Origin of the sequence: Caballeronia sp. LjRoot31 (assembly GCF_964253885.1) — a bacterium.
Taxonomy (GTDB): Bacteria; Pseudomonadota; Gammaproteobacteria; order Burkholderiales; family Burkholderiaceae; genus Caballeronia.
In genome coordinates this window covers 209,148-234,069 of record NZ_CAXURX020000001.1, presented here as the reverse complement: position 1 = coordinate 234,069, position 24,922 = coordinate 209,148, and the positions used below count along the sequence as shown (strand labels likewise).

The 24,922-nt window shown below is 61.4% G+C and carries 23 protein-coding genes; 9 read left to right on the top strand and 14 right to left on the bottom strand.

All coding sequences use genetic code 11. The features are described 5' to 3' along the window. Window positions 1-14 precede the first annotated feature (14 nt). The 5 genes from ACSQ8V_RS01035 to ACSQ8V_RS01015 all read left to right on the top strand — a co-directional run bounded on the left by ACSQ8V_RS01035 (window position 15) and on the right by ACSQ8V_RS01015 (window position 6,026). Window positions 15-1,103 (top strand): homocysteine S-methyltransferase family protein, encoded by a 1,089-nt coding sequence (locus ACSQ8V_RS01035; protein WP_436204642.1) that lies wholly within the window; start codon window positions 15-17, stop codon window positions 1,101-1,103. A 38-nt stretch (window positions 1,104-1,141) separates the two neighbouring features. Next, window positions 1,142-2,239 carry an AAA family ATPase gene (locus ACSQ8V_RS01030; protein WP_213764699.1) on the top strand — a complete coding sequence of 366 codons (1,098 nt, stop codon included), beginning with the start codon at window positions 1,142-1,144 and terminating at the stop codon, window positions 2,237-2,239. Then, a complete protein-coding gene (locus ACSQ8V_RS01025; RefSeq protein WP_436180622.1) occupies window positions 2,239-2,943 on the top strand; it encodes a DUF4276 family protein in 705 nt (234 codons plus the stop codon). Before ACSQ8V_RS01030 ends, ACSQ8V_RS01025 begins: the two co-directional genes overlap by 1 nt. Before the next feature lie 7 nt (window positions 2,944-2,950). Further along, window positions 2,951-5,668: a methionine synthase gene (metH, locus tag ACSQ8V_RS01020; RefSeq protein WP_213764697.1), complete on the top strand. Its 2,718-nt coding sequence runs from the start codon at window positions 2,951-2,953 to the stop codon at window positions 5,666-5,668. Window positions 5,669-5,807: 139 nt separating this feature from the next. Then, complete coding sequence (locus ACSQ8V_RS01015) at window positions 5,808-6,026, top strand: hypothetical protein (RefSeq protein ID WP_436204641.1); 219 nt, start codon at window positions 5,808-5,810, stop codon at window positions 6,024-6,026. A gap of 160 nt (window positions 6,027-6,186) precedes the next feature. On the opposite strand, the gene ACSQ8V_RS01010 is transcribed toward ACSQ8V_RS01015, so the two are convergent. Then, entirely contained in the window at window positions 6,187-6,513 is a 327-nt protein-coding gene (locus ACSQ8V_RS01010; protein ID WP_089164573.1) for a DUF1840 domain-containing protein, read from the bottom strand. A gap of 443 nt (window positions 6,514-6,956) precedes the next feature. On the opposite strand from ACSQ8V_RS01010, the gene argS reads away from it, so the two are divergent. The 4 genes from argS (at window position 6,957) to ACSQ8V_RS00990 (ending at window position 11,354) form a co-directional block, all read left to right on the top strand. Then, entirely contained in the window at window positions 6,957-8,741 is a 1,785-nt protein-coding gene (gene argS / locus ACSQ8V_RS01005) for an arginine--tRNA ligase (protein WP_436204640.1), read from the top strand. A 204-nt stretch (window positions 8,742-8,945) separates the two neighbouring features. Beyond that, window positions 8,946-9,698 (top strand): SPOR domain-containing protein, encoded by a 753-nt coding sequence (locus ACSQ8V_RS01000; protein ID WP_436204639.1) that lies wholly within the window; start codon window positions 8,946-8,948, stop codon window positions 9,696-9,698. Window positions 9,699-9,886: 188 nt separating this feature from the next. Further along, window positions 9,887-10,540, top strand: a complete 654-nt coding sequence (locus tag ACSQ8V_RS00995) for a thiol:disulfide interchange protein DsbA/DsbL (RefSeq protein WP_436204638.1) — start codon at window positions 9,887-9,889, stop codon at window positions 10,538-10,540. Between the two features lie 16 nt (window positions 10,541-10,556). Next, window positions 10,557-11,354 (top strand): SDR family oxidoreductase, encoded by a 798-nt coding sequence (locus ACSQ8V_RS00990; RefSeq protein WP_436206570.1) that lies wholly within the window; start codon window positions 10,557-10,559, stop codon window positions 11,352-11,354. 129 nt (window positions 11,355-11,483) lie between these two features. Here the strand turns inward: ACSQ8V_RS00990 and ACSQ8V_RS00985 are convergent, their stop codons facing one another. The 13 genes from ACSQ8V_RS00985 to motA all read right to left on the bottom strand — a co-directional run bounded on the left by ACSQ8V_RS00985 (window position 11,484) and on the right by motA (window position 24,890). Then, window positions 11,484-12,803 carry a DUF3443 domain-containing protein gene (locus ACSQ8V_RS00985; protein WP_436204637.1) on the bottom strand — a complete coding sequence of 440 codons (1,320 nt, stop codon included), beginning with the start codon at window positions 12,801-12,803 and terminating at the stop codon, window positions 11,484-11,486. Window positions 12,804-12,821: 18 nt separating this feature from the next. Beyond that, window positions 12,822-13,349 carry a DUF2844 domain-containing protein gene (locus ACSQ8V_RS00980; protein WP_436180617.1) on the bottom strand — a complete coding sequence of 176 codons (528 nt, stop codon included), beginning with the start codon at window positions 13,347-13,349 and terminating at the stop codon, window positions 12,822-12,824. Between the two features lie 259 nt (window positions 13,350-13,608). Then, on the bottom strand, window positions 13,609-14,307 hold the full coding sequence (gene cheZ, locus ACSQ8V_RS00975) for a protein phosphatase CheZ (RefSeq protein ID WP_213764807.1): 699 nt from the start codon (window positions 14,305-14,307) through the stop codon (window positions 13,609-13,611). 11 nt (window positions 14,308-14,318) lie between these two features. Beyond that, complete coding sequence (gene cheY / locus ACSQ8V_RS00970) at window positions 14,319-14,714, bottom strand: chemotaxis response regulator CheY (RefSeq protein WP_213764690.1); 396 nt, start codon at window positions 14,712-14,714, stop codon at window positions 14,319-14,321. Between the two features lie 92 nt (window positions 14,715-14,806). Then, entirely contained in the window at window positions 14,807-15,922 is a 1,116-nt protein-coding gene (locus tag ACSQ8V_RS00965) for a protein-glutamate methylesterase/protein-glutamine glutaminase (protein ID WP_213764689.1), read from the bottom strand. Further along, complete coding sequence (gene cheD, locus ACSQ8V_RS00960; RefSeq protein ID WP_436204636.1) at window positions 15,919-16,638, bottom strand: chemoreceptor glutamine deamidase CheD; 720 nt, start codon at window positions 16,636-16,638, stop codon at window positions 15,919-15,921. Before cheD ends, ACSQ8V_RS00965 begins: the two co-directional genes overlap by 4 nt. Then, window positions 16,635-17,582 carry a CheR family methyltransferase gene (locus ACSQ8V_RS00955; RefSeq protein ID WP_436204635.1) on the bottom strand — a complete coding sequence of 316 codons (948 nt, stop codon included), beginning with the start codon at window positions 17,580-17,582 and terminating at the stop codon, window positions 16,635-16,637. The genes cheD and ACSQ8V_RS00955 overlap by 4 nt, the downstream gene beginning before the upstream one ends. A 151-nt stretch (window positions 17,583-17,733) precedes the next feature. Next, a complete protein-coding gene (locus ACSQ8V_RS00950) occupies window positions 17,734-19,551 on the bottom strand; it encodes a methyl-accepting chemotaxis protein (protein ID WP_436204634.1) in 1,818 nt (605 codons plus the stop codon). A gap of 44 nt (window positions 19,552-19,595) precedes the next feature. After that, window positions 19,596-20,129, bottom strand: coding sequence for a chemotaxis protein CheW (gene cheW, locus ACSQ8V_RS00945; RefSeq protein ID WP_346730505.1), 534 nt, complete (start codon window positions 20,127-20,129; stop codon window positions 19,596-19,598). Between the two features lie 56 nt (window positions 20,130-20,185). After that, window positions 20,186-22,432, bottom strand: coding sequence for a chemotaxis protein CheA (gene cheA / locus ACSQ8V_RS00940; protein ID WP_436204633.1), 2,247 nt, complete (start codon window positions 22,430-22,432; stop codon window positions 20,186-20,188). Window positions 22,433-22,559: 127 nt separating this feature from the next. Further along, the gene (locus tag ACSQ8V_RS00935) at window positions 22,560-22,940 is read right to left on the bottom strand and encodes a response regulator (RefSeq protein WP_213764683.1); all 381 of its coding nucleotides are present in this window, start codon (window positions 22,938-22,940) and stop codon (window positions 22,560-22,562) included. Between the two features lie 66 nt (window positions 22,941-23,006). Next, window positions 23,007-23,996 (bottom strand): flagellar motor protein MotB, encoded by a 990-nt coding sequence (gene motB, locus ACSQ8V_RS00930; RefSeq protein ID WP_436204632.1) that lies wholly within the window; start codon window positions 23,994-23,996, stop codon window positions 23,007-23,009. 33 nt (window positions 23,997-24,029) lie between these two features. Then, a complete protein-coding gene (gene motA / locus ACSQ8V_RS00925; protein WP_213764681.1) occupies window positions 24,030-24,890 on the bottom strand; it encodes a flagellar motor stator protein MotA in 861 nt (286 codons plus the stop codon). Window positions 24,891-24,922: the final 32 nt, after the last annotated feature.

Sequence of the window (24,922 nt, the reverse complement as noted above, 5' to 3'; positions counted from 1 at the left end):
GAGCCATGTCGATCATGAATCCGTCCGCCGCCATTGATGCCCCGAAATCCGCCGCAAAGCGCCGCCCGTACACGCGCGGCGCCGTGTTGCCTGCCCTTTTGCAACAGCGCATTCTCATCCTCGACGGCGCAATGGGCACCATGATCCAGCGCTACAAGCTCGACGAAGCGGCGTATCGCGGGGAGCGTTTTGCCGACTATCCTCGTGACATCAAGGGCAACAACGAGTTGTTATCGATCACGCAGCCGCACGTGATTCGTGAGATCCACGACCAGTATCTGGCTGCCGGCGCGGACATTCTTGAGACGAACACCTTCGGTGCGACGACCGTGGCGCAGGCCGATTACGGCATGGAATCGCTTGCGGTCGAAATGAACACGCAGTCGGCAAAGCTGGCGCGCGAGGCTTGCGACAAGTACTCGACGCCGGACAAGCCGCGCTTTGTCGCGGGCGCGATCGGGCCGACGCCGAAGACCGCGAGCATTTCGCCGGACGTCAACGACCCGGCCGCGCGCAACGTGACCTTCGACGAACTGCGCCAGGCCTATTACGAGCAGGCGAAGGCGCTGATGGATGCGGGCTGCGATCTGTTCCTGGTCGAAACCATCTTCGATACCTTGAACGCAAAGGCCGCGTTATTCGCGCTCGATCAATTGTTTGAGGACACGGGCGAACTGTTGCCGATCATGATTTCGGGCACGGTGACCGATGCTTCGGGGCGCATCCTGTCGGGGCAAACGGTCGAGGCGTTCTGGAACTCGCTGCGTCATGCGCGGCCATTGACGTTTGGTTTGAATTGCGCGTTGGGCGCGGCGCTGATGAGGCCGTATATCGCTGAATTGTCGAAGCTTTGCGACACGTATGTCTCGTGCTACCCGAATGCGGGTTTGCCGAATCCGATGAGCGATACAGGCTTCGATGAAACGCCCGATGTCACGTCCAGCCTGCTGAAGGAATTTGCGCAGGCGGGGCTGGTGAATCTGGCCGGCGGGTGCTGCGGGACGACCCCGGAACATATCGCGGAAATCGCGAAGGCACTGGCCGATGTAAAGCCAAGGAAGTGGCCGTCGCATTATCGTGAAGATGAGGCCGAGACGGTTTGATTTGCTGTTTTCCGCTGGTTTCCTACTGGAACTGATCAATGGCCGCCGTCAACAAACTGACGATCACCGGGTACAAGTCGATACGCGAATTGCGTGACTTCGAGTTGCGCAATCTGAACGTGTTGATTGGGGCCAATGGGGCCGGTAAATCGAACTTCATTAGCTTCTTCCGAATGCTGGCAGAGATCGTTGGGCAGCGGTTTCAGTTGTTTTCGCAGGTGGAAGGCGGCCCAGATGCGTTGCTGCGATTCGGCAGGAAGACGACGGCCGGTATATACGCCGGCCTCACGTTTGGAGGACACGGATACAGCTTCACCCTCCGTCCAACTAACGATAAGCGCCTGATTTTTGAACAGGAAGGCGTGCCGGCGGCGGGTCTTACGGCCGACCAAAGCTTGCTTTCCGGGACGTGGCGCCTATTGGGTTCCGGACAATCGGAATCGTTGCTAACTGGGTCAATCGATCCTCGCATGTCAGCGGTTTTGAAAGGCGTTGATAGTTGGCGTGTCTATCACTTCCACGACACCGGCTCAGACGCAAAGGTAAAGCAACAACACGCTCCGTTCGACACTCTCCGCCTTCAAGTCGATGGCGCAAACCTTGCCGCCTACCTCGGTCTTCTGCGGACTTCGTATCCGGACAATTACCGCATGACCGTGGAGACCATCCGACTCGTGGCCCCGTTCTTCGACGATTTCGTTCGAGCCCGCGAAGAAAGCAAAATGGTCCAGCTAGAGTGGCTGGAAAAAGGAAAGCCTGACGTGGTGTTCAATGCCCACGCGCTATCTGACGGCACACTTCGCTTCATCTGCCTGAGCACGCTGTTGCTGCAACCATGGGATTTGATGCCGGACACCATTCTGATCGACGAACCGGAACTCGGTCTGCATCCGTACGCTATCGTCATCCTCGCCGATCTGCTCAAGCGCGCGGCCGAGCGGAAGCAAGTAATCGTCTCCACGCAATCGGTGGAATTGATGAACTTGATGGAGCCCGAGGACATCGTCGTCGTGGACCGGGAAGGCGGCGCGTCGACATTTCACCGTCTCGACGCTGAACACCTCAAAGGTTGGCTGGAAGACTATTCGCTCGGCGAGCTCTGGAATCAGAATGTGCTGGGTGGGAGGCCGTCGTGATGACCCGTTTGTTCATTATCGGCGAAGGTCCGACCGAAGAGGCTTTTGTGAAAGCGGTGCTGGCCCCCGTCCTGCGGTTATCCAACATCCACGCGAAGGCTTTGCTCATAGAAACGTCTCGCGGACACCGCGGTGGCGGGCTCAATCTCGAGCGTACAACACGCGCCGTGAGAAACGCGCTGCAGCAGTATGACGACGCGTATGTAAGCACCATGTTCGATCTCTATGCGCTCCACAAGACTTTTCCAGGCGTCACTGACTCCGTGGGCCTGCAGGCATCCAACCGTGCTGCACGCATCGAACATCTTCTGCATGCCGATATCGTCGCGCGCGTCGGCTGCCGTCCGGAGCGTTTCATCCCGCACATCCAACCGCACGAGTTCGAATCGTTATTGTTCTCGGACATCGGCAAGCTTTGCGATGCGGAACCGGAGTGGGACAAACATCGAGCAGCGCTTTCGAAGGTGCGCGCTGATGTCGCGAACCCAGAATGGATCAACGACTCACCGCACACCGCGCCATCAAAGCGACTAGAAATTCTCCGTCCTCGTTACAGAAAGACAACGCACGGCCCGGCGAGCGCAGTAAGAATCACGCTCGATAAAATTCGCGAACAGTGCCCGCATTTCCGGCAGTGGTTTGAACGACTGCTGCACATCGGCGCGCAGCCGTTGGCCGTCCGACTCCCAGAATCCATAAGCTAAGCCAGCCATGACCGATCACACCATGCGCCTTTCCGGCCTCGAGCCGTTCAACGTCACCGACGGTTCGCTCTTCATCAACGTCGGTGAGCGAACCAACGTGACGGGATCGAAGGCGTTCTCACGCATGATCCTCAACAACCAGTTCGACGAAGCGCTGGCCGTCGCGCGCCAGCAGGTTGAGAACGGTGCGCAGATCATCGACATCAACATGGACGAGGCCATGCTCGATTCGAAAGCAGCCATGGTTCGTTTCCTGAACCTGATTGCTTCCGAACCGGACATTTCACGCGTGCCGATCATGATCGACTCGTCCAAGTGGGAAGTGATCGAAGCGGGCCTGAAATGCGTGCAGGGCAAGGCGGTCGTGAACTCGATCTCGCTGAAGGAAGGCGAAGACGCGTTCCGCCATCACGCCACGCTGATTCGACGCTACGGCGCGGCAGCAGTCGTGATGGCCTTCGACGAAGACGGCCAGGCCGATACCTACGAACGCAAGACGCAGATCTGCAAGCGCTCATACGATTTCCTCGTGAACGAAGTGGGTTTCCCGCCGGAAGACATCATCTTCGACCCGAATATTTTCGCAATCGCCACGGGCATCGAAGAACACAACAACTACGCCGTCGACTTCATCAACGCCACGCGCTGGATCAAGGAAAACCTGCCCTACGCGAAGATCAGCGGCGGTGTGTCGAACGTGTCGTTCTCGTTTCGCGGCAACGATCCGGTGCGTGAAGCCATCCACACCGTGTTCCTCTACCACGCGATTTCAGCGGGCATGGACATGGGTATTGTGAACGCGGGTCAGCTCGGCGTGTATCAGGATCTCGATCCCGAACTGCGCGAACGAGTGGAAGACGTGGTGCTGAACCGTCGCGAGGACGGCACGGACCGCTTGCTCGAAATCGCCGATAAATTCAAAACCGGCGCCGCGAAGAAAGAAGAGAACCTCGAATGGCGCAACCAGCCCGTCGATAAACGTCTCGCCCACGCGCTGGTTCACGGCATCACGAACTTCATCGTAGAGGATACCGAAGAAGTTCGGGCACGCATTGAAGCGGAAGGCGGCCGGCCGATCAACGTGATCGAAGGGCCGTTGATGGACGGCATGAATATCGTCGGCGACCTGTTCGGCGCGGGCAAGATGTTCTTGCCGCAAGTGGTCAAGTCGGCACGCGTGATGAAGCAAGCCGTGGCGCACCTGATTCCGTACATCGAGGAAGAAAAGAAGCGCATGGCCGATGCCGGCGAGGACGTCCGGCCGAAGGGCAAGATCGTGATCGCGACGGTCAAGGGCGACGTGCACGACATCGGCAAGAACATTGTCTCGGTCGTGCTCCAGTGCAACAACTTCGAAGTGGTCAACATGGGCGTGATGGTGCCCTGCGCGACCATCCTCGCGATGGCGAAGGAGCAAGGCGCGGACATCATCGGCTTGTCGGGGCTGATTACGCCGAGCCTCGAAGAAATGGCCTACGTTGCGTCGGAAATGCAGCGCGACACCTATTTCCGCGACAAGCAAACGCCGCTGCTGATTGGCGGCGCGACGACTTCGCGCGTGCATACGGCCGTGAAGATTGCCCCGCATTACGATGGTCCGGTGGTCTATGTGCCGGATGCGTCACGGTCGGTATCGGTGGCGTCGAGCCTGCTCTCGGACGACGGCGCGAAGAAGTATCTCGCCGACCTCAAGACGGACTACGAACGCATTCGCACGCAGCACGCGAACCGCAAGGCGCAGCCCATGGTGACCTACGCCGAAGCGCGCGCCAACAAGACGAAGATCGATTGGGCGAGCTACGAACCGAAAAAACCGACCTTCATCGGACGGCGCATTTTCAAGAACTACGATCTCGCGGAACTGGCGAACTACATCGACTGGGCGCCGTTCTTCCAGACCTGGGATCTGGCTGGCCCGTATCCGGCCATTCTCAACGACGAGATCGTGGGTGAATCCGCGCGGCGCGTTTTCTCCGATGGCAAGTCGATGCTCTCCCGCATCATCCAGGGCCGCTGGTTGCAGGCGAACGGCGTGGTGATGCTGCTGCCGGCGAACACGGTGAACGACGACGACATCGAAATCTATACCGACGATACCCGCACGCAAGTCGCCATGACATGGCGTAATCTGCGCCAGCAAACCGTGCGTCCGATCGTGGATGGCGTGCAGCGTTCCAACCGCTCGCTCGCGGATTTCATCGCGCCGAAGGACTCGGGCGTGGCGGATTACATCGGCATGTTCGCGGTGACGGCGGGCCTGGGTATCGACAAGAAAGAGAAGCAGTTCGAAGCCGATAACGACGACTACAGCGCGATCATGCTGAAGGCGCTGGCCGATCGGTTCGCTGAAGCCTTCGCTGAAGCGCTTCACGCACGGGTGCGCCGCGAATTGTGGGGTTACGCGGCCGGCGAGACACTCGACAACGCCGCCATGATCGAAGAGAAGTATCGGGGAATTCGTCCCGCGCCGGGTTATCCGGCGTGCCCGGATCACCTGGTGAAGCAGGACATGTTCGACGTGCTGCAAGCCAACGAGATCGGCATGACGGTGACGGAGTCGCTGGCCATGTTGCCGGCGGCCAGTGTGTCGGGTTTTTACATCGCGCATCCGGAAAGCACGTACTTTTCGGTCGGCAAGATCGCGGACGATCAGGTGGAAAGCTTCGCGCAGCGCATGGCGATTTCGAAGAACGACGCCGAACGCGCGCTGGCACCGTTACTGTAGGCAAATACCGGGAATCACAACGGCACAATATTGGCGAAGTCTATTACGGTTATTTTGGTTTTCCTTACACTCGAAGGGGTGCAAAGGCCGTCATGGCGGCGGTCACGCATTCCTTCAATCGTCACGGAGAAAGTCGAAAATGAGCAAGCTGACGCCTGTCCTCGCCGTTGCTGTCGCTGTGCTGTTCACGTCGGGAAGTCCGGCTGCCTTCGCGCAGGGCAACGCCAAGCCGGGTACGGGCGCAAGCTCGAGCACCGCGTCGAGCTATTCGCCGCCCGTCGTGGAGCACAAGAAGAAACCCCGCAAGCCGCGTGCAAAGAAAGGCGCGAGCGTGCCGGCATCCGGAGCTGCGCAGTAAGCGCTGTATACGTCTACACGTCCGTACGCTCCGTATTCATCGGAACAAAAAAACCCGCATCGGCAACGATGCGGGTTTTTTTTAATGCTGACTTACCGGTGCGCGTCAGGCTCAGCCAGCGAACAAATCCCGCCACGTCACCCGAGGCTCAATCCGAGACTCACACGCCCCACAGGATGTCACCCTCGGCCTGATGGGCGAGGCGCATCATGTCGAGGAACGGGTACGCACGCTGCGCCAGACCGACGGGAATCTCGTGCGGTTCATGGCCGGGCTCGCCTTCGTGGAAGTGGCCATCGTGCTCGGCGCGTTCCTGCTTGTCCGTCGCAACAGCCGATTCCAGCTTCTGGATGCATTCAGGGAGTTCTTCATGCGTAATGACGCCGCGCTCGCCAAGCCGCTTACCGATGATGCCAAGCAGGTAATCAGCAAGGTTGTCGAGCATCTGAACGTCTGGTGCAGCTCTGGTTTTAAATGTGATCAGCATGGCAAGGTCCTTTCCCTTTATGTTGGCCTTTTGTGGCTAATGAGCGAGATGCGCCAAGCGTGACAACAGCCCAGGCCACTACACCACACGCCGGCGCATTGTTTTAATTCCTGACTCGCTTTCTCGACTCGACCCTGATTCGACATATTAGCACCTGCTAAAATCCCGATTTAACCGAGCGAATGTTGCCACCGGTTACAAAACCCCGGTTTTGGCGTTATCGCCGCAACCGGCTCCGGCTATGCTTCCAGACGCGCATACGCAGACATGCATTGCGTCCTGACCGAGTGTCGGAAGTCTTCGCCCGCTTCCGGGCGAGCGCAGTGGATTGAAGCAAACAAAGAAACACGCGTCGTATCGGCGTTTGAAGCTCAATCGCACGTTTTTGCCGCGTTCTTCAGCGAGCGCGTGGATCGAAACAATTACCGGATTTAAGAATCAGCATGCTGCCCGCACAAAAACATACACTCGAAACGCTGCTCGCCGACGCGGTCAAGCAGGTCGTACAGGCGTCGCAAGGCGCATCGGAAGCGAGCTTTGTCGCGCCGGTCATCGTCCTGGAGCGCCCGAAAGTCGCGGCGCACGGTGACGTGGCGTCGAACGTGGCCATGCAGATCGCCAAGCCGCTGCGCGCGAATCCGCGCCAACTGGCGCAGCAGATCGTGGATGCGGTGCTCGCTCTGCCGGCAGCGCTGGGCCTGGTCGATGCCGCCGAGGTCGCCGGTCCGGGCTTCATCAACTTGCGGCTGGCGGCAGCGGCGAAACAGGCCGTGGTGCCGGCGGTTATCGCGGAAGGCGCGCGCTACGGCTACAACGCCCGCGACGAAGGCAAACGCGTGCTGATCGAATTCGTTTCGGCCAACCCGACCGGGCCGCTGCATGTGGGCCACGGCCGTCAGGCCACGCTCGGCGACGCATTGGCGAACCTGCTCGGCACGCAAGGCAACGCGGTGCATCGTGAGTTCTACTACAACGACGCCGGCGTGCAGATCGGCAATCTGGCCATGTCCACGCAATTGCGCGCCCGCGGTTTTGCGCCGGGCGACAAGGCGTGGCCGGAGAACGCGTACAACGGCGAGTACATCGCGGATATCGCACGCGACTATCTGGCCGGCGCGACGGTCGCGGCCAAGGATGGCGCCCCGGTGACGGCGAAGGGCGATGTGGACGATATCGACGCTATTCGCGTCTTTTCCGTCGCATATCTGCGCCACGAACAGGATCTGGACCTGACTGCGTTCGGCGTGGACTTCGACCAGTTCTACCTGGAGTCGTCGCTGTATAACGAAGGCCGCGTGCAAGCCACGGTCGACGCACTGATCGCCGCCGGCAAGACCTACGAGCAGGACGGCGCGCTCTGGCTGCGCACGACCGACGACGGCGACGACAAGGACCGCGTGATGCGCAAGTCCGACGGCACGTACACCTACTTCGTGCCGGACGTCGCGTACCACGTGGCGAAGTGGCAGCGCGGCTTCACCAAGGTCATCAACGTGCAAGGCTCGGACCACCACGGCACCATCGCGCGCGTGCGGGCGGGGCTGCAGGGGCTTGGCATCGGCATTCCGAAGGGCTATCCCGACTATGTGCTGCACAAGATGGTCACGGTCATGCGCAACGGCGTGGAAGTGAAGATCTCCAAGCGCGCGGGCAGTTATGTGACGGTGCGCGACCTGATCGAATGGTCGGGCGGCATGACGCCGGGCGAGGAAGTCGCACCGGATCAGATCGATGAAGACACCATTCGCCGCGGCCGCGACGCCGTCCGTTTCTTCCTGATCTCGCGCAAGGCCGACACCGAATTCGTCTTCGATATCGATCTGGCGCTCAAGCAGAGCGACGAAAACCCGGTGTATTACGTGCAGTACGCGCATGCACGGATCTGCACGATCCTCGGCGACTGGAAGACGAAATACGCCGGCAATGCAGCGACGCTGCCGAGCGTCGATCTCTCGCCGCTCTCGAGCGAACGCGCGATGGCGTTGCTGAACAAGCTCGCCGAGTATCCGGACATGCTCTCGCACGCCGCCGACGAACTCGCGCCGCACGCGGTCGCGTTCTACCTGCGCGACCTCGCGGGCGAATTCCACTCGTTCTACAATGCGGAGCGCGTGCTGGTGGAGGAAGATGGCGTGCGCAACGCGCGCATTGCGTTGCTTGCCGCTACGCGGCAGGTGCTCGAAAACGGTCTCGCGCTGATCGGCGTGTCCGCCCCCGTCAAGATGTGATTCCCGCGCCGGGCGTGTCGGGCGTGTCATAGCCCGGTGCATAAAAGCAGCGCGGCGCGCGTACGACGGGTGAAGACGGCTGACGACGGGTGCATGACCTGACGCAACACCGGGCAACCTAATACCGCGCAACACCCAACCACGCTTAAGGCCGCCGTTATAATCGACGGCCATTCAGAAGACTTTTTGCAGGCTATTCATACGATGGCAAAACCACGCAGCACGTCGAAGCAGTCGAAGCAAACCGGGGGCACTTTTCTCGGTATCGTGCTGGGCTTGATTGTCGGCCTTGCAATTGCAGTGATCGTGGCGCTGTACATCACGCGCGCGCCCACGCCGTTCGTCGCGAAGGTCGCGCCGGCTCCAGCCGACGCGGGCTCCACGCCCGCCACGGGCCAGCCGTACGATCCCAACCGGCCACTCCAGGGCAAGACGCCCGGCCAGGCCGTGCCGCAAGCCGCACAGCCCGCGCCGCCGAACACCGCGCCTGGGCAGACGAACAACCAGACGCAGTCGTCGGGCGTGCAGGACGAACCGGAGATCCTGGAAGTGCCGCCATCGGCCGCGAACGGTACGGCCGTTGCGCCGAAGCCAGCTACCGTGCCGCCGGTCGCGAATGCGCCGAGCAGCTCGTCGAGCACAACGCCTGCGAAAAAGCCGGCTGAGGCACAGGCTTCGTCGACGGCCAAGGTCACGCCGCCCGCACCCGGCGACGCGAACACCGGCTATTTCCTGCAGGTTGGCGCGTACAAGACCCAGGCCGATGCAGAGCAGCAGCGCGCGCGGCTCGGCTTCCAGGGTTTCGAGTCGAAGGTCACGCAACGCGATGCGGGCAACGTCACGTATTTCCGCGTACGAATCGGGCCGTTCACGAAGTTCGAGGACATGAACACCGTGCGTCAGCGACTGTCCGACGCAGGCGTGGATACCGCCGTTATCCGCTTCTCGAAGCAGTGAGCATTCAGCAGTAGACCTCGCAGCCCGCGCGGCCTTTCATACAAGGCTGCCGCGGGTTGATAGCATGGCAGCAGCGGCTGACAGTGGCGCCGCCGGTCGGAACCAGGCCGGCGAGGCCCAGCCGGTTTAAGCCTCCTTTAAGCGTCGTGTGTTCCCCTTTCGCGTCTCCACGCCCTTTCCCGGTCATTATGAAAAAACTCTTCCGCGCCCTCGCTCTCTCCATCGGCCTTGTAGCCGGCACCCTGGGCGCCATGAATGCGGCGCACGCATCACCGGCAGCGCCTGTCGCGGGCACCGACTACACGGTGCTGCAAACCGCGCAGCCGGTGGACGCGCAGGGCAAGATCGAAGTGATCGAATTCATGTGGTATGGCTGCCCGCACTGCAACGAATTCGACCCGTACCTGGAAGCATGGGTCAAGAAGCAAGGTCCTGATGTCGCCTTCAAGCGCGTGCCGGTTGCCTTCCGCGACGACTTCATCCCGCACTCGAAGATGTATCACGCACTCGACGCACTCGGCCTCGCGGACAAGCTCACGCCCGCCGTGTTCAACGAGATCCACGTGAAGAAGAACTATCTGCTGACGCCGGAAGCGCAGGCTACGTTCCTCGCCACGCAAGGTGTCGACAAGAAGAAGTACCTGGACGCGTACAACTCTTTCTCGACGCAAAGCGACCTCCAACGCGATAACAAGTTGTTGCAGGACTACAAGATCGACGGCGTGCCGACAATCGCCGTGCAGGGCAAATACGAAACGGGTCCGGCCACCACGAACAGCCTGCCGGGCACGATCCAGGTCCTCGATTTCCTGGTCAGCCAGGTTCGCGCGAAGAAGATGTAAAGGCGTGAGCGCCGCCATGAAGGACACGCCGGGCAATGGTGCCAAGCCAGCCCGGCTGAGAGTTTTCATCACCGGCGCATCCAGCGGCATTGGCCTCGCGCTCGCCGAGGAATATCTCCGGCGCGGCGCGGTGCTTGGTCTCGTTGCCCGTCGTGGCGACACCCTCGCGGCATTCGCCGCACGTTTCCCCTCCCATTCCATCTCGATCTATCCCGCCGACGTCCGCGACGCCGCCGCGCTTGGCGACGCCGCAGCGCAGTTCTGTGCGCAGCATGGCGGCGCCGATGTGGTGATCGCCAACGCCGGCGTCAGCCGCGGCGCGCTGACCGGTCATGGCGATCTCGATACCTTTCGCGACGTGATGGATATCAACTACTTCGGGATGATCGCGACGTTTGAGCCATTCGTCGCCCGCATGGTCGAGGAGCGGCGCGGAACGCTGGTTGGGATAGCGAGCGTGGCGGGTATCCGCGGATTGCCGGGGTCGGGCGCGTACAGCGCGTCGAAATCGGCGGCGCTGAAGTATCTCGAAGCGCTGCGGGTGGAGATGCGGCCGAAAGGGGTGTCGGTGGTGACTATCGCGCCGGGTTATATCCGCACCGCGATGACCGAGCACAATCCGTATCCGATGCCCTTCCTGATGGACGCCGACGTATTCGCCATCAAGACCGCCGATGCAATCGCGGGGAAGAGGAGGTTTGCGACGTTTCCATGGCAGATGCGTGTTGCTGGCGCGATGCTCCACGTGGTGCCGCGCTGGCTGTATGACCGCTTGCTGGAAAAAGCGCCGAGGAAGCCACGCGCAGCGGAATGATCGTTTGGAACCGTATGCGTGCGAAGGCAAAAACCCCTGCCGCGAAAAACAAAGCCCGGCGCAAAAACTCGCCGGGCTTTGTTGCTTTTCGTCGTCGCCTTTGAGTCTATCGAACGGAACTAAACGCGCTTAAAACCCCACGTACGGCGTATTTCCATTGGTGTTAAAGCCGAAATAAACATATCGTCCGAAGAAAAACGGCAGGCCGAAGTCGAATAGCGTCGGGAATGAACCAATACTCCCGGCCAGTCCGTTAAGCGCATAGTTCGTGCCGCTCGCCGCCAGCGTCTGCGCGTTCAGGACCGTGAAGTTCACCGTGCCCGTTACTCCATTCAGCCCGGTAACAGTTGCACTGAGCGCCTGCGAATTGGCCGGACAGTAGAAGTCCGTGAACGTGGACGTACAAGCCGTCAATGAGCTGTCGGTGAAGAACAGGCCGTTCGAACCCGAATCGACAATGGTCGTAACCGCCGCGCCCTTATAGGTTCCAACCAGGTTGCCAAAATCCGTCGAAAGATACGGCGTCGCGCCAGTCAACGCATTATTGCTCTGCGTCCCAATACCGAAGACCAACGTGCCGGTCACCGACGCCGCGGACGTCGCCACCGGCGGCAATTGCACGATCACGCCATTGTTGTCCACCGCGAACTTCGTCACCGGATTCACCACCTGCTGGGCAACCGGCACGGCAATGGCCGAGCAGTTCGTCCCGCTCGGGCACGAGTAGTAGTTGCTGGTTGCGGCGTTCGTACAGGCCACACCGCAATCGGTCGCCGCCACGCCCACGCCAAGAATCCCGTTCGCGCCCAGTTGCCGCGAGCTGTTCTCGTTGCTGCCGTTGATACAGCCATTGAGCGGCACCGTGGAATCAGGCAGATCGCCCACAACCTGGATCGGAATGCCGCTCGCGGTTTCGCCGCCAATCTTCACGTCGGCGGTGCGCACGGTGCCCCATGTGAAGCCATCGGCGAATTGCGTGCATTCCGCCAGTTGACCATTGCTCGTCGACTGGGCCACCGGCAAGCTGCCGACAATCTGCGCCGCCGCGTCGCTTGCCAAACGCAAGCCGTACGAACCGGTATCGAGCTGGATGTTGTTGATGGTCTGGCACGTGTTCGTGCCGGGCGCGCACACCGTCACCGTTACGTTCGGGATATTGACGAAGTTTTGTGCACCCGGTCCCACGGTGATAGGCACCGTGTTGTTCGAGCCCGTGGAGGCGATCGGCTGAGCGTTGGGCGTGCCGCTGGAGCCACTACCACTGCCACCGCCATTGGCGCCGCCGCTGCCACCACCGCTACTGCCGCCGCCGCTGCCGACGGAACTGCTGCCTGAATCGCCGCCCCCGCCACCGCAGGCAGCGAGTAACACCGACACGCTCAGCACGGCGAGCCAGCGGAGCAGGCCCGAAAGCAGGGTCGGCTTGGACGAGGAAATCGTCGGACGCATAGTAGAAGTCTCCGTCCGTTATTGGATGTCGCTGGGGCTGACGCCCGCTGGCAAGGACTGCGGCAGGTAGGCGTGCCCGGCGAATGCGCCCATGTGGCCGCCGGAGCGGACCACCAGCGCGCTGCCTGCCACGCTGACCGGTCCGCGGCCGCCGCCGTTGGCACGCTGGTTCTGGATGCCTTGCACGTATTGAGGGAAATAGCTGCCGAGCAAGGTCGGAAGATCGGGAATTCTTGGACCTTGCCACGCAATGCCAAACACCACGCCATCTGCGCCGACATACTCGTTCACCACCGTCCCGACGGCGAGCGTCGTGGTACGCACGGTGTAAGAACTGGCCGATGCACCCGCTGCGGAAGCAACCGCCGAGACCGCCGCACGCGCCACGGCGTTATTGACGGTGGCGCCGGCGGGCGGTGTCATCGGCGCGCCGCCAAGCACGGCATAAGCCGGCGATACAGCCAGCAAGCTCAATGTCAGCCCTGCCGCCAGGCTGGCGAGCGCAGTAACGCGTCGCGAGCCCAATGAAATGATCGAAGTGTTCACTCCGCCTCCCCTGTTTCGATTATCTCAATATTCGGTATTTTGCCTTTTGCAACGTTCGCGCCACAAAAGCCAAAAGAAAGCACTACCAGTATGCCAGTCGAATGAGTCGGAACCGGGAAAACGACGCTTCGTACAAACGCGTACGGTCGAGCGCCGATAAATGACTTTCAGGGGGTGACGCCGCAGGCAACGGCTCGACGCGGGCAAGTGCGTGCACCTGCGCAGCGCGAAGGCCGCGCGCGTCGAGTGGTCCGTATTGTCAGAAGCCGAGACTGGCGAGCAGATCGTCGACTTGAGTCTGGTCCTGGACTATGTCCGTGCGGCCTTCCGGATTGATCTGCGGACCGTTCAGCAAGGTTTCCGACGAGCCCGTGGGGCTCGACGCGGCCAGCGCCGCCGCCTGTGCCGCAAATTGTTCACGCCGCTCGGGCGCGATGTTCTCCAGCAGCACGCTGAGCAATTGCTGCTCGATCACGTACACCACGTCGGTAATCTTCTTGATCACCTGGCCGGTCAGATCCTGGAAATCCTGCGCGAGCATGATTTCGAGTAACTGCGTATTGGTCGCGACCGTGTGCACCGGCACTTGCTGCAAAAAGCCCCGGGTGTCCGCCAGCAAAGTCTTCACGTCCGCGTTCTCGAGCGGCGCGCCATACCATTGCTCCCAGCGGGCATCGAGCGCCTGTGCGTCGCGCTGCATGGTCTCCTGCAGCGGCTTCGCCAACTCGATGGCGTTCAGTGCGCGCTCGGCAGCCTGCTCCGTCATCGTCGCGACGTACTTCAGGCGGTCGCGCGCGTCCGGCACCATCTCGGCGGCGGCTTCCACTTGTTTGTCGAGGCCGAGTTCGCGCATGGAATCGCGCAGGGTCCGCGTCAACTGGCCGATGCGCGCCAGGATGCGGTCGCTCGATGCATCGCCTTCCTGCTCGATATCGATGAGCGTCTCGTGGTTCGTCATTTCGTTCACGGTCAGCTCCCGGCCTTAGCCATCTTTTCGAGGATCTTCTGCAGCTTCTCGTCGAGGGTCGCAGCCGTGAACGGCTTGACCACGTAACCGCTCGCGCCGGCCTGCGCCGCGGCGATGATGTTTTCCTTCTTCGATTCCGCCGTCACCATCAACACAGGCAGATGGGCAAGCGTGCTGTCGGCACGGATCTGCTTGAGCATTTCCAGGCCATCGAGGTTCGGCATGTTCCAGTCGGAGATGACGAAATCGAAGCCGCCGCCGCGCAGGCGCGAAAGACCGGCCGCGCCGTCTTCGGCTTCATCGACGTTGGAGAAACCCAGCTCTTTCAGCAGGTTTCGCACGATACGACGCATCGTAGGAAAGTCGTCGACGATCAAAATCTTCATGTTCTTGTCCATCTTCACTGCTCCTTGTATTCCTGTGTTTTCTTCAAGCGGCGCATCACGCCGCGTTTCTATCCGAATTCTTTCGGCGGGGCTGTTGGCGACGACTAAACGCGCTGCGCACGTTCACCCATTGAATTGAGCCGCGCCATCACGCGCCGGGTCATTTCCGCCAACGGCGCGATCTCGCTCACCCCGCCCGTTGCGATAGCCTCGCGCGGCATGCCGAACACCACGCAGCTCGCTTCGTCCTGCGCGAAGGTGTACGCGCCGGCTTGCTGCATCTCCAGCATGCCCTGCGCGCCGTCGCGGCCCATGCCGGTCAGGATCACGCCGAGCGCGTTCTTGCCGGCATTCTGCGCAGCGGACCGGAACAGCACGTCAACGGAAGGACGGTGGCGGTTGACCGGCGGGGCATCGGAGAGATGCGCCACATAGTTAGCACCGCTACGCACGAGCACCAGATGCGAGTCGCCGGGCGCGATGTACGCATGGCCCGGCAGCACACGTTCTCCATGCTCAGCCTCTTTCACGGCGATCCGGCAGAGACCGTTCAGGCGCTGTGCAAACGACTTCGTGAAGCCCGGCGGCATGTGCTGCGCGATCATCACGCCGGGCGCGTCGGGCGGCAGCGGCACCAACAGTTCGCGAATCGCTTCGGTGCCGCCCGTCGATGCCCCGACGATGATCAGCTTCTCGGTACTCACCAGCGGATTGTTCAGGTTCGGCGTCGGTTTCGCCGCAGCCACCGCGCCGCTTGAACCGGGCGCCGCGTGCACGACGTGAGGCGTCTGCCGCACTCGTGCGCGTGCGGCAGCGCGGATTTTATCGGCGAGCTTTTCGGAATACTCGAGCATGCCGTCGCGAATGCCCACGCGCGGTTTCGTCACGAAATCCACCGCGCCGAGTTCCAGCGCGCGCAGCGTGATTTCCGAGCCACGCTCCGTCAGCGACGACACCATCACCACCGGCATCGGCCGAAGCCGCATCAGCTTTTCGAGAAAATCGAGGCCGTCCATGCGCGGCATTTCGACGTCGAGCGTCAATACGTCGGGGTTGTGCTGCTTGATGAGCTCGCGCGCCACCAGCGGATCAGGCGCGGTTGCGCACACGTGCATATCGGGCTGAGAGTTGATGATCTCGGTCATCAGGCTGCGCACCAGCGCTGAGTCGTCAACGCACAGCACACTGATTTTTGGTTCCGTGCTCCGGGCCGTTGTCATGCTTCCTCCACCGTCTTCGTGCGGACGGTTCGCTGCAGGCCGGCTGCGGCACCGAATAATTCGATGCGGGGTTTATCGGGTGTTGTCGTTTTGGGCCGACTGAACAACTCGACACGCGCACGCGCCTGTGCAAGCCGTTCGCTGCGTGCTTCGGGTGTTTGCCGCGCGAGCGCGCGCTCGCGTTCGACCACGCTCGGGTCTTGTTGCGTGATGAGTTTCTTGACCATTGCCTGACCGGTGCGCGGCATGAACGCGACCTTGCGCGGATACATGCCTTGCAGATCCTCGGCCACGATGCGAATCTTTTCCAGCGCAAGATATCGGCGGACGAATTCCGAATTGCGATCGCCGATATTGATCGTCGTCATGCCCGCCAGCACTGCGCCGCCGCCGAACACTTTCGCTTCGAAGCGCTCGCGCCGGCCACCGCGCTTGATCATCTCGTTGATCAGCACTTCCATGGCGTAGGCGCCGTAACGCATGGAATCCGAGCTGGATTGCGACGCGTCGGAACCGTCGTCGGGAAGCATGAAATGATTCATCCCGCCAATGCCGGCCGAGCGATCGTGAATGCATGCCGCCACGCATGAACCGAGCACCGTGACGAGCACCATATCCTCGCTCGTCATGTAGAACTCGTTCGGCAACAGCTTCACGCCCGGGAGCTTGAAATGGTTGTCGAAGTAAAGGTTCGATGCGATCGGCAAGCCGCTCATGCCAGCTCCCCGGCAAGCGTCTTGCCCGCTTTCTTCGCGGCTGCCGCGGCCGTTGCCGCCGCCACAGCGTCACGCGACAACCCGTACACCGTCTGGCCGCGCAGCTTGAACGCCTGCGTCACGTAGGTGAAATTCTCCGAGTGCCCGGCGAACAATAAACCGCCCGACTTCATCAGTGGCTCGAAGCGTGCGAGCACTTGCGCCTGCGTGGGTTTATCGAAGTAGATCATCACGTTGCGGCAGAAGATCGCGTCGAACTGGCCCGGCAGCGCGTACTTCGCGTCCGTCAGATTCAGTTGCTCGAACTTCACCAGCGCGCGTACTTCCGGGCGAATCTTCACCATGCCGGCGTGCGCGCCCGTGCCCTTCAGGAAAAAACGCTTCAGGCGTGCGGCCCCGAGTGTTTTCACCGAATCGAGCGAATAGACGCCCGCGTCGGCCTTCTGCAAGACCTGGCTGTCAATGTCCGTCCCAATCACTGTGCAATGGCGCGCGGCGGCGTCGCCGAGTGTTTCCATCAACGTCATGGCGATGGAATACGGCTCCTCTCCCGTCGATGCCGCCGAGCACCACACCGAGAACGGCTGCGGACGGCTTTTCGCGAACGTGGCGAGGATCGGGAAATGATGCGATTCGCGGAAGAACGCAGTCAGGTTCGTGGTCAGCGCGTTGGTGAACGCTTCCCACTCGTCGCTATCCGGCTGCGCTTCAAGACGATCGAGATACAGGCGGAATGTATCGATATTGCAGGCACGCAGACGTCGCGCGAGACGGCTGTAAGCCATGTCGCGTTTATGCTCGGACAGCGAAATCCCGGCGCGCCGGTGAATCAGCTCGCGAATACGGCCGAAATCGGCACTGGTGAATTCGAAGTCGCGCTCCACTTCCGAACCGTTTCGGGTCCGGTCGCGGAGGGGTTCGACGCTCGGGCGCGTTGCCATCATCTAGCCTTTGTTCTGCTGGAACGTGCATCGGCTGCATCCCGTACGGGCGTTGCACCGCATTTCTTCGACAACCACACGGCCCGGCGCGCTTCAGTGAAACGCCCGTCGAGGAGCGCGATGCAATGGGCCTGCATGGTCGTCTGACACTGCCTTAAAAAGTTTCCCAGTCGCCGGACGCGACAACTGCGGGCTTCGTGGCGGGCGCTTTCGCGACCGATTTTGCCGCGGCTGCCGGTGCCGAAGCGTTGCCTGAACCATTGACCAAAGCGGCCCGCGCCGGTGAGGCGATAAGCTTATTAACGGCGCGATTACCCGCGACGTTAGGCCGCGCGGCAACTTTAATCGCCGGACTTGCGTGCGCCCGGGTCGTGACTTTCGGTTCAAGTCGCGCGCGCGGGTCGCTGGAAGGCGCGTCGCTGCTGACCTGCCAATGGCTGACCACGTCCTTCAGCTTGCGTGTCTGCTCTTCAAGCGACGCCGCTGCGGCCGCCGCTTGTTCAACCAGCGCCGCGTTCTGCTGCGTGACTTCGTCCATCTGCCCGACGGCGCGGCTCACCTGTTCAATGCCCTGCGACTGCTCGTCCGACGCGGCGCTGATCTCGCCCATGATGTCCGTGACGCGACGCACGGCCTGCACGATTTCGTCCATCGTCTCCCCGGCGCGAGCGACCAGCACGGAGCCGCTTTCGACCTTCGCGGTGGAGTCGCCGATCAGCGACTTGATCTCTTTCGCCGCCGCCGCGCTGCGTTGCGCGAGGCTGCGCACTTCGCCTGCAACGACCGCAAAACCGCGCCCTTCCTCTCCCGCCCGGGCCGCTTCCACGGCCGCGTTCAGCGCGAGAATATTGGTCTGGAACGCGATGCCTTCAATCACGCCGATGATGTCGACCACCTTGCTCGAACTCGATGAAATCGCGCTCATGGTGTCCACGACCTGCTCCACCACCTGACCGCCGCGCGACGCGATATCCGATGCGTTGACCGCCAGTTGCGACGCCTGGCGCGCGTTCTCGGCGTTCTGCTTCACGGTGCTGGTGAGCTGCTCCATGCTCGACGCCGTTTCCTGCAGCGACGCCGCCTGCTCTTCCGTACGCTGCGAGAGATCCGTGTTGCCGCTCGCAATTTCCCGCGCCCCGACATCGATGGATTCCGCGCCGTGATGCACCGATCCGACCATCGTGGTCAGGTTCGTTCGCATCCGTTCAATGCCCGCAAACAACCGGCCGATCTCGTGGGTCTTGTCCGTATGCGCGGACTGGGTCAGATCGCCTTTAGCGATGCGCTCGAAGTGATCGATAGCGTCGTTGATCGGTTGCACGATCATGCGGCCCAGCGCGACGCGTGTACCGATCAGCGTCAGCACGGCCAGCACCATCACGCCGACGATCACCTCGATCAGCAACGTGATGCTCGCCGCCGCGTCGCTGCGCAACTGCTCGGCGTGCTTCTGCGTTAAACCGACCGTGACAGCCGTGGCCGCGTCGAAAGCGATGAACATCGGGCTGATCTTCGTGTCGGCAATGGCGTGATACGCGGCCATGTCACCGGCGCGCATCGCCGCGAACTCGGGTTCAACGCCTTCGTGCATCAGCGTGTCGTGTTTCGCCACGATGTCGTCGAGCGTAGCTTGCGGCAGCATCGGCTTGGGCGTGGACACGAAAAGCTTCCAGCTCTCGTTCGAGTTATCGAGCAGGAACTGCCCGCGATCGAGCGCCTTCTTGGCTTCATCGGCGTTGTTCGCCTCAGTCAGAGAACGCACGCGGTCGAGCGCCACGCGTGAGCGCAGCAGGTTCGACGAGGCGTCGTTGAGTGCGCGCATGGACACCATGTCGCTGTCCGCCAGCAAGGAAAGCGAATTGCCCGCCGAGCGCAAACCGTTCAGCGACAACGCGCTCACCACTGCTGCAAACCCGACGAACAGCAGACCCACGAGCGTCAGCGTGGTACGAATCGACCAGTTCTTAAGCATGTCTTCTTCCCGACCAGCGTGTTGGTAGCCAACGATATAAAGACTCAGGCGGTCACGGCGACGGAGTCGATCAACTCCATCTCCTTGCTCGTCATCAACTTTTCGATATCCATCAGGATCAGCATCCGGCCATCGACGGTACCCAGTCCCGTCAGATATTCGGTGGTGAGCGTGGCGCCGAATTCCGGCGCCGGCATGACCTGGTCGGCTTGCAGCGTGAGCACGTCGGACACGCCGTCGACCACCATGCCGACCACGCGATGCGCGACGTTCAGGATGATCACGACCGTCTGGTTGTCATACTCCACGCGACCGAGATTGAACTTGATGCGCATGTCGACGATCGGCACGATAATGCCGCGCAAATTGATCACGCCCTTGATGAACGCGGGTGCGTTCGCAATGCGCGTGACGTTGTCGTAGCCGCGAATTTCCTGCACCTTCAAAATGTCGATGCCGTACTCTTCCGCGCCCAGCGTGAAGACGAGGAACTCCTGTCCTGCCGCTTCAGCCTGGCTGACCCGTTGAACGTCACGGCGTTGTGCCGCGGAAGTAATCGATTGGATGTCTGCTGCCACATTAGCCTCCAAAAATTGGTTAGGTATTCCGACTATCTGATTAGTGCACTAGCGCATTAGTGAGTTAACGCGCCGTGCGCCGAGCGGTTTTCACGGTTCAGCGCCGCTACGTCGACGATCAGTGCGACGCGGCCGTCGCCCAGGATGGTCGCGGCGGAAATACCGTGCACCTTGCGGTAATTCGTTTCCAGGTTCTTCACCACAACCTGTTGCTGGCCGACCAGTTCATCGATCAGCATGGCAAAGCGACGCCCTTCCGACTGGATGATCGTGATGATTCCCTGAGTGGGTTCGGTGCGCGCATCGGTCACTTCAAAGACCTGATGCAGCGCGACCAGCGGCAGATATTCGCCGCGCACGCGTACCACGCGCTCGCCGCCGGCGACCGTGTAGATATCGTCGGCAACGGGTTGCAGCGACTCCATGACGAAGTTCAGCGGCAGGATGAAAATCTCGCTGCCCACCTTCACCGACATGCCGTCGAGAATCGCGAGCGTCAGCGGCAACACGATCTTCGTGGTGGTGCCCTTGCCCTCACGCGACTGGATCTCCACGTGACCGCCCATCGCCTGGATGTTGCGTTTCACCACGTCCATGCCGACGCCGCGGCCGGAGATGTCCGTGACCTGCTCGGCGGTGGAAAAGCCCGGCATGAAGATCAGTTGCCAGACTTCGTCGTCGGACATTTGCTCGCTGACCTGCATGCCTTGCTTGAGCGCCTTCGCCAGAATCTTGTCGCGGCGCAGGCCGGCGCCGTCATCGCTGACTTCAATCACGATGTTGCCGCCGTGATGCGCCGCCGACAGCACCAGTTGTCCCGCCGCCGCTTTACCCGCTGCACGCCGCGCTTCCACGGTTTCGATGCCATGGTCGAGCGAGTTGCGCACCAGGTGCGTCAGCGGATCGATGATGCGTTCGATCAGGCTCTTGTCCAGCTCGGTCGCCTGGCCGAACGTGACGAGTTCCACTTCCTTGCCGAGCTTCGCGGCGAGATCGCGCACGAGGCGCGGGAAGCGGCTGAAGACGTAGTCCATCGGCATCATGCGGATGGACATCACCGCTTCCTGCAGATCGCGCGCATTGCGTTCGAGCTGCGCCATGCCGTTGAACAGGCGGTCGTGCAATGCCGGGTCGAAGGTGCTCGTGGTTTCGGCCAGCATTGCCTGTGTGATCACCAGTTCGCCGACGAGGTTGATCAGTTGATCGACCTTCTCCACGCCCACGCGGATGGAGCTGCCTTCCGCAGCGGCGGGCGCGGCTGCCGCGCGCGTTTTCTTGTCGCCCTCGGGTGCTTTCGGCGCTTCGGGCGCTTCTGTCACCGCAGCGATTGCAGGTGTCTTGTTGCGGGACTCGGCGGCGACCGCCACCGGTTCCGTCTTCTCAGATGCGGGTGCTTCAGTTGCCACCTCATTCAACTTTTCCAGATCTTCCTGCTCTGCAGCAGCTTGCGACCCACTAGCAGGCGCCGCGTCCGCTGCATTGCCGCGGCTGACCGCGATCTGCGCTTCATCGATCACGAAACAGCACACGGCGACGATATCGTCGGCGGACACATCCGAGTCGAGCCACAACGTCAAATCGCTGCCCGACTTCTTTTCTCCGACAACATTCCCCAGGTTTCCAAGCTCCTCAGTCAGCAGAGCCTGGTCCTTCTCCCCTACCCCCCGCAATGTAATTTTCAGGTGAGGACCGTCTTGCCCGGCATCATGGCTTGCGTCCGGCGTCGCCGGAAATTCTGCCCACTCGCCGTCTTCCTCGACCGCCTCATTCGCTTGCTCGACCACATGCGGCGGCGGCTCGTTCGGCCCGAGCGCCAGCGCGACTTGCGCGAGATCCTGGGCAATTGCGGCGGCTTCGGTGAACGACGGCTCCGGCTGCGCAACTTCAGCGGCGGCGATTACACCGTCAGCCGGATCGTTGTCCCGCAAGTATTCGAGCTTCGCGCAGATCGCCTTGGCGGCCGCTGCGTCCGGCTCGGCACTGGCGCGATACGCGTTGAGCTGGTCCGACAGCACGTCCTTGGTTTCGAGGAACGTATCGATCATGTCACGACGCAGGACCAGCTCGTTATTGCGCGCCCGGTCGAGCAACGACTCAAGGATGTGCGTCGTCTCGGTCAGCGCCGAAAAACCGAACGTGGCCGCGCCGCCCTTGATCGAATGCGCCGCGCGAAAAATCGCGCCGAGATCCTCGGGATCGGGATTCGCCAGATCCAGCGCGAGCAGCAACCGCTCCATATCCGCGAGCAATTCGTCGGCTTCGTCGAAGAATGTTTGATAGAACTGCGTAATGTCGAGTGTCATGCCTGGGTCACCACCGGATGCCTTGTCTGTCGTCGCTATGCGCGTCGTAAAAGCTAATGTGTTCTTCGTACCTGATGCTCAAGGATCAATGCTTCATGCGTCGTGCTTCATGCAAAAAACGGTTGCTTCAGTTCGGATGTTCCGCTCCCGACAGCGTGGCGACCAGTTCGGTCAGCATGTCGGGATCGAACGGTTTTTCCATCCAGCCCGTCGCGCCCACAGCGCGCGCCGATGCTTTGAACGGCTCGCCCGACTCGGTCGTCAGCACGAGGATCGGCGTGTTCGCATACGCGCGATGTCCGCGCAATTTCCCGATGAGCTCCAGGCCGCTCATGGCCGGCATGTTCTGGTCGGTGATCACGAGATCGAACTGTTCGGCGAGCGCTGCTTCGTAGGCTTCTGCGCCATCCATGGCCAACACCACGCGATACCCCGCCGCGACAAACGTCGCCGAGAGGATTTGCCGCATGGCAGCCGAGTCGTCGATAGCCAGAATGTTCTTGATCATGATGTGTGCCGCCCTCTGTCCGATGTTCTTGTCGTGCTCTCGTGAGCGTGTCTCATGGTGCTGCCGTCATGGTGTCGCTTTCATGGCCGGCAATGCCGGTGCCAGTGAGCCGAAGTTGGGCTTGACGTCAACCGGGCCGCCGGGGCCGCCCGCACTACTGGTAATCGTGGTCGCCGGCATGTCCTCGCGCGTCATGGACGCTTCCGACTTGTGGTTCAACACAAGGATGCTGATGCGCCGGTTCTCGGGATCGAAAGGATCCTGCTTGTTCAGGTTCTGCGTCGACGCCAGTCCAAGCACCCGCAACACCTTCGACTCGTCCATGCCGCCCGAGATCAGCTCGCGCCGCGACGCATTCGCGCGATCCGCCGACAGCTCCCAGTTGCTGTAACCCTTTTCGCCGCCCGCGTATTGCGTGGCGTCGGTGTGTCCCTGCACCACGATCCGGTTCGGCACGTCGTTCAGCGCCTTGCCGATCTCGCGCAGGATGTCGCGCATGTAGGGCTCCACGTTGTTGCTGGAGAGCGCGAACATCGGGCGCTTCTGGGTGTCGACGATCTCGATTCGCAGACCCTGTTGCGTCGAATCAATCCGGATCTGCTGCCTGAACTGGCGCAACACCGGGTTCGCTTCGATCGCGGACATCAGCTTGACCTGCAGGTCGTGCAGACGAGCCTGATCGCGCCGTTCGAGTTCGCCCTGCGCGGCCCTCAGCGTCTGCTCGTCGAGCCGGTCCACGCGCCGCGTACCGTCGCTCATGCGAGTCGTGCCCGGCTCGGGGCTTGAAATATCGCGCCCGCCGCCGTCGATAATGCTGGAGTCCATGCCCGTACGCTGCCCGCCCATGATCGCGTTCTTGAGCGGCATGTTGAAATACTCGGCAATCCCCTGGCGCTGCGTCGGCGACACCGCGCTCAGCAGCCACATCAACAGGAAGAACGCCATCATCGCCGTCATGAAGTCGGCGTAAGCCAGCTTCCAGGCGCCGCCGTAGTGCGGCTTCTTGTTCGATATGACGCGCTTGATGAAAATCGGACGATCTTTGTTGTTCGACATGGCTGGCTCCGGGCGCTCGGTCGCGAAAGGCGGTTACTTCGCCTTCACGCGGCGCACGTGTTCTTCCAGTTCGGAGAACGACGGACGCTCGGTGGAGAAGAGCACTTTGCGGCCGAACTCCACCGCGATAGCCGGTGCGTAGCCGTTCAGGCTCGCCAGGATCGTCACCTTGATGCACTGGAACATCTTCGTCGACTCCGCCACGCGCTGTTCCGCGACGCTCGCGAGCGGGCCGATCAATCCATAGGAAAGCAAGATGCCGAGAAACGTCCCGACCAGCGCCTGCGCGATCATCTCGCCAAGGATGGCCGGAGGCTGGTCGGCGGACGCCATGGTGTGGACCACGCCCATCACGGCCGCGACAATACCGAACGCGGGCATCGCGTCGCCTACCTTGTGCAGCGCCTGCGCCGGGCCGTCGCCTTCCGCGTGATGGGTCTCGATCTCCTCGTCCATGAGGCTCTCGATCTCGAACGCGTTCATGTTGCCGCCGACCATCAGACGCAAATAGTCGGTAAGGAATTCGACGATATGGCGATCCGCCAGGATTTTCGGGTACTGGCCGAAGATCGGGCTTTTAGCCGGGTCGTCGATATCGGACTCCAGCGTCAGCGTGCCCTCCTTGCGTGCTTTTGCGAGCAGCACGTAGAGCAGCGCCATCAACTCCATGTATACGTCCTTGTTGTACTTCGAACCCTTGAAGAGTGTCGGGATCACACGCAGCGTGGCTTTGATCGTCTTCATGCCGTTGCCGAGGATGAACGCGCCCAGGCCAGCGCCCGCGATCATCAGGATTTCAACGGGCTGGACCAATGCGCCAAGGTGACCGCCTTCCAGCGCATAACCGCCGAAAACGGACAACAGCGTCACTAGTGTTCCGATGAAAATCAGCACAATTGAACCCTCATGGTTGCATCGGCGAAACC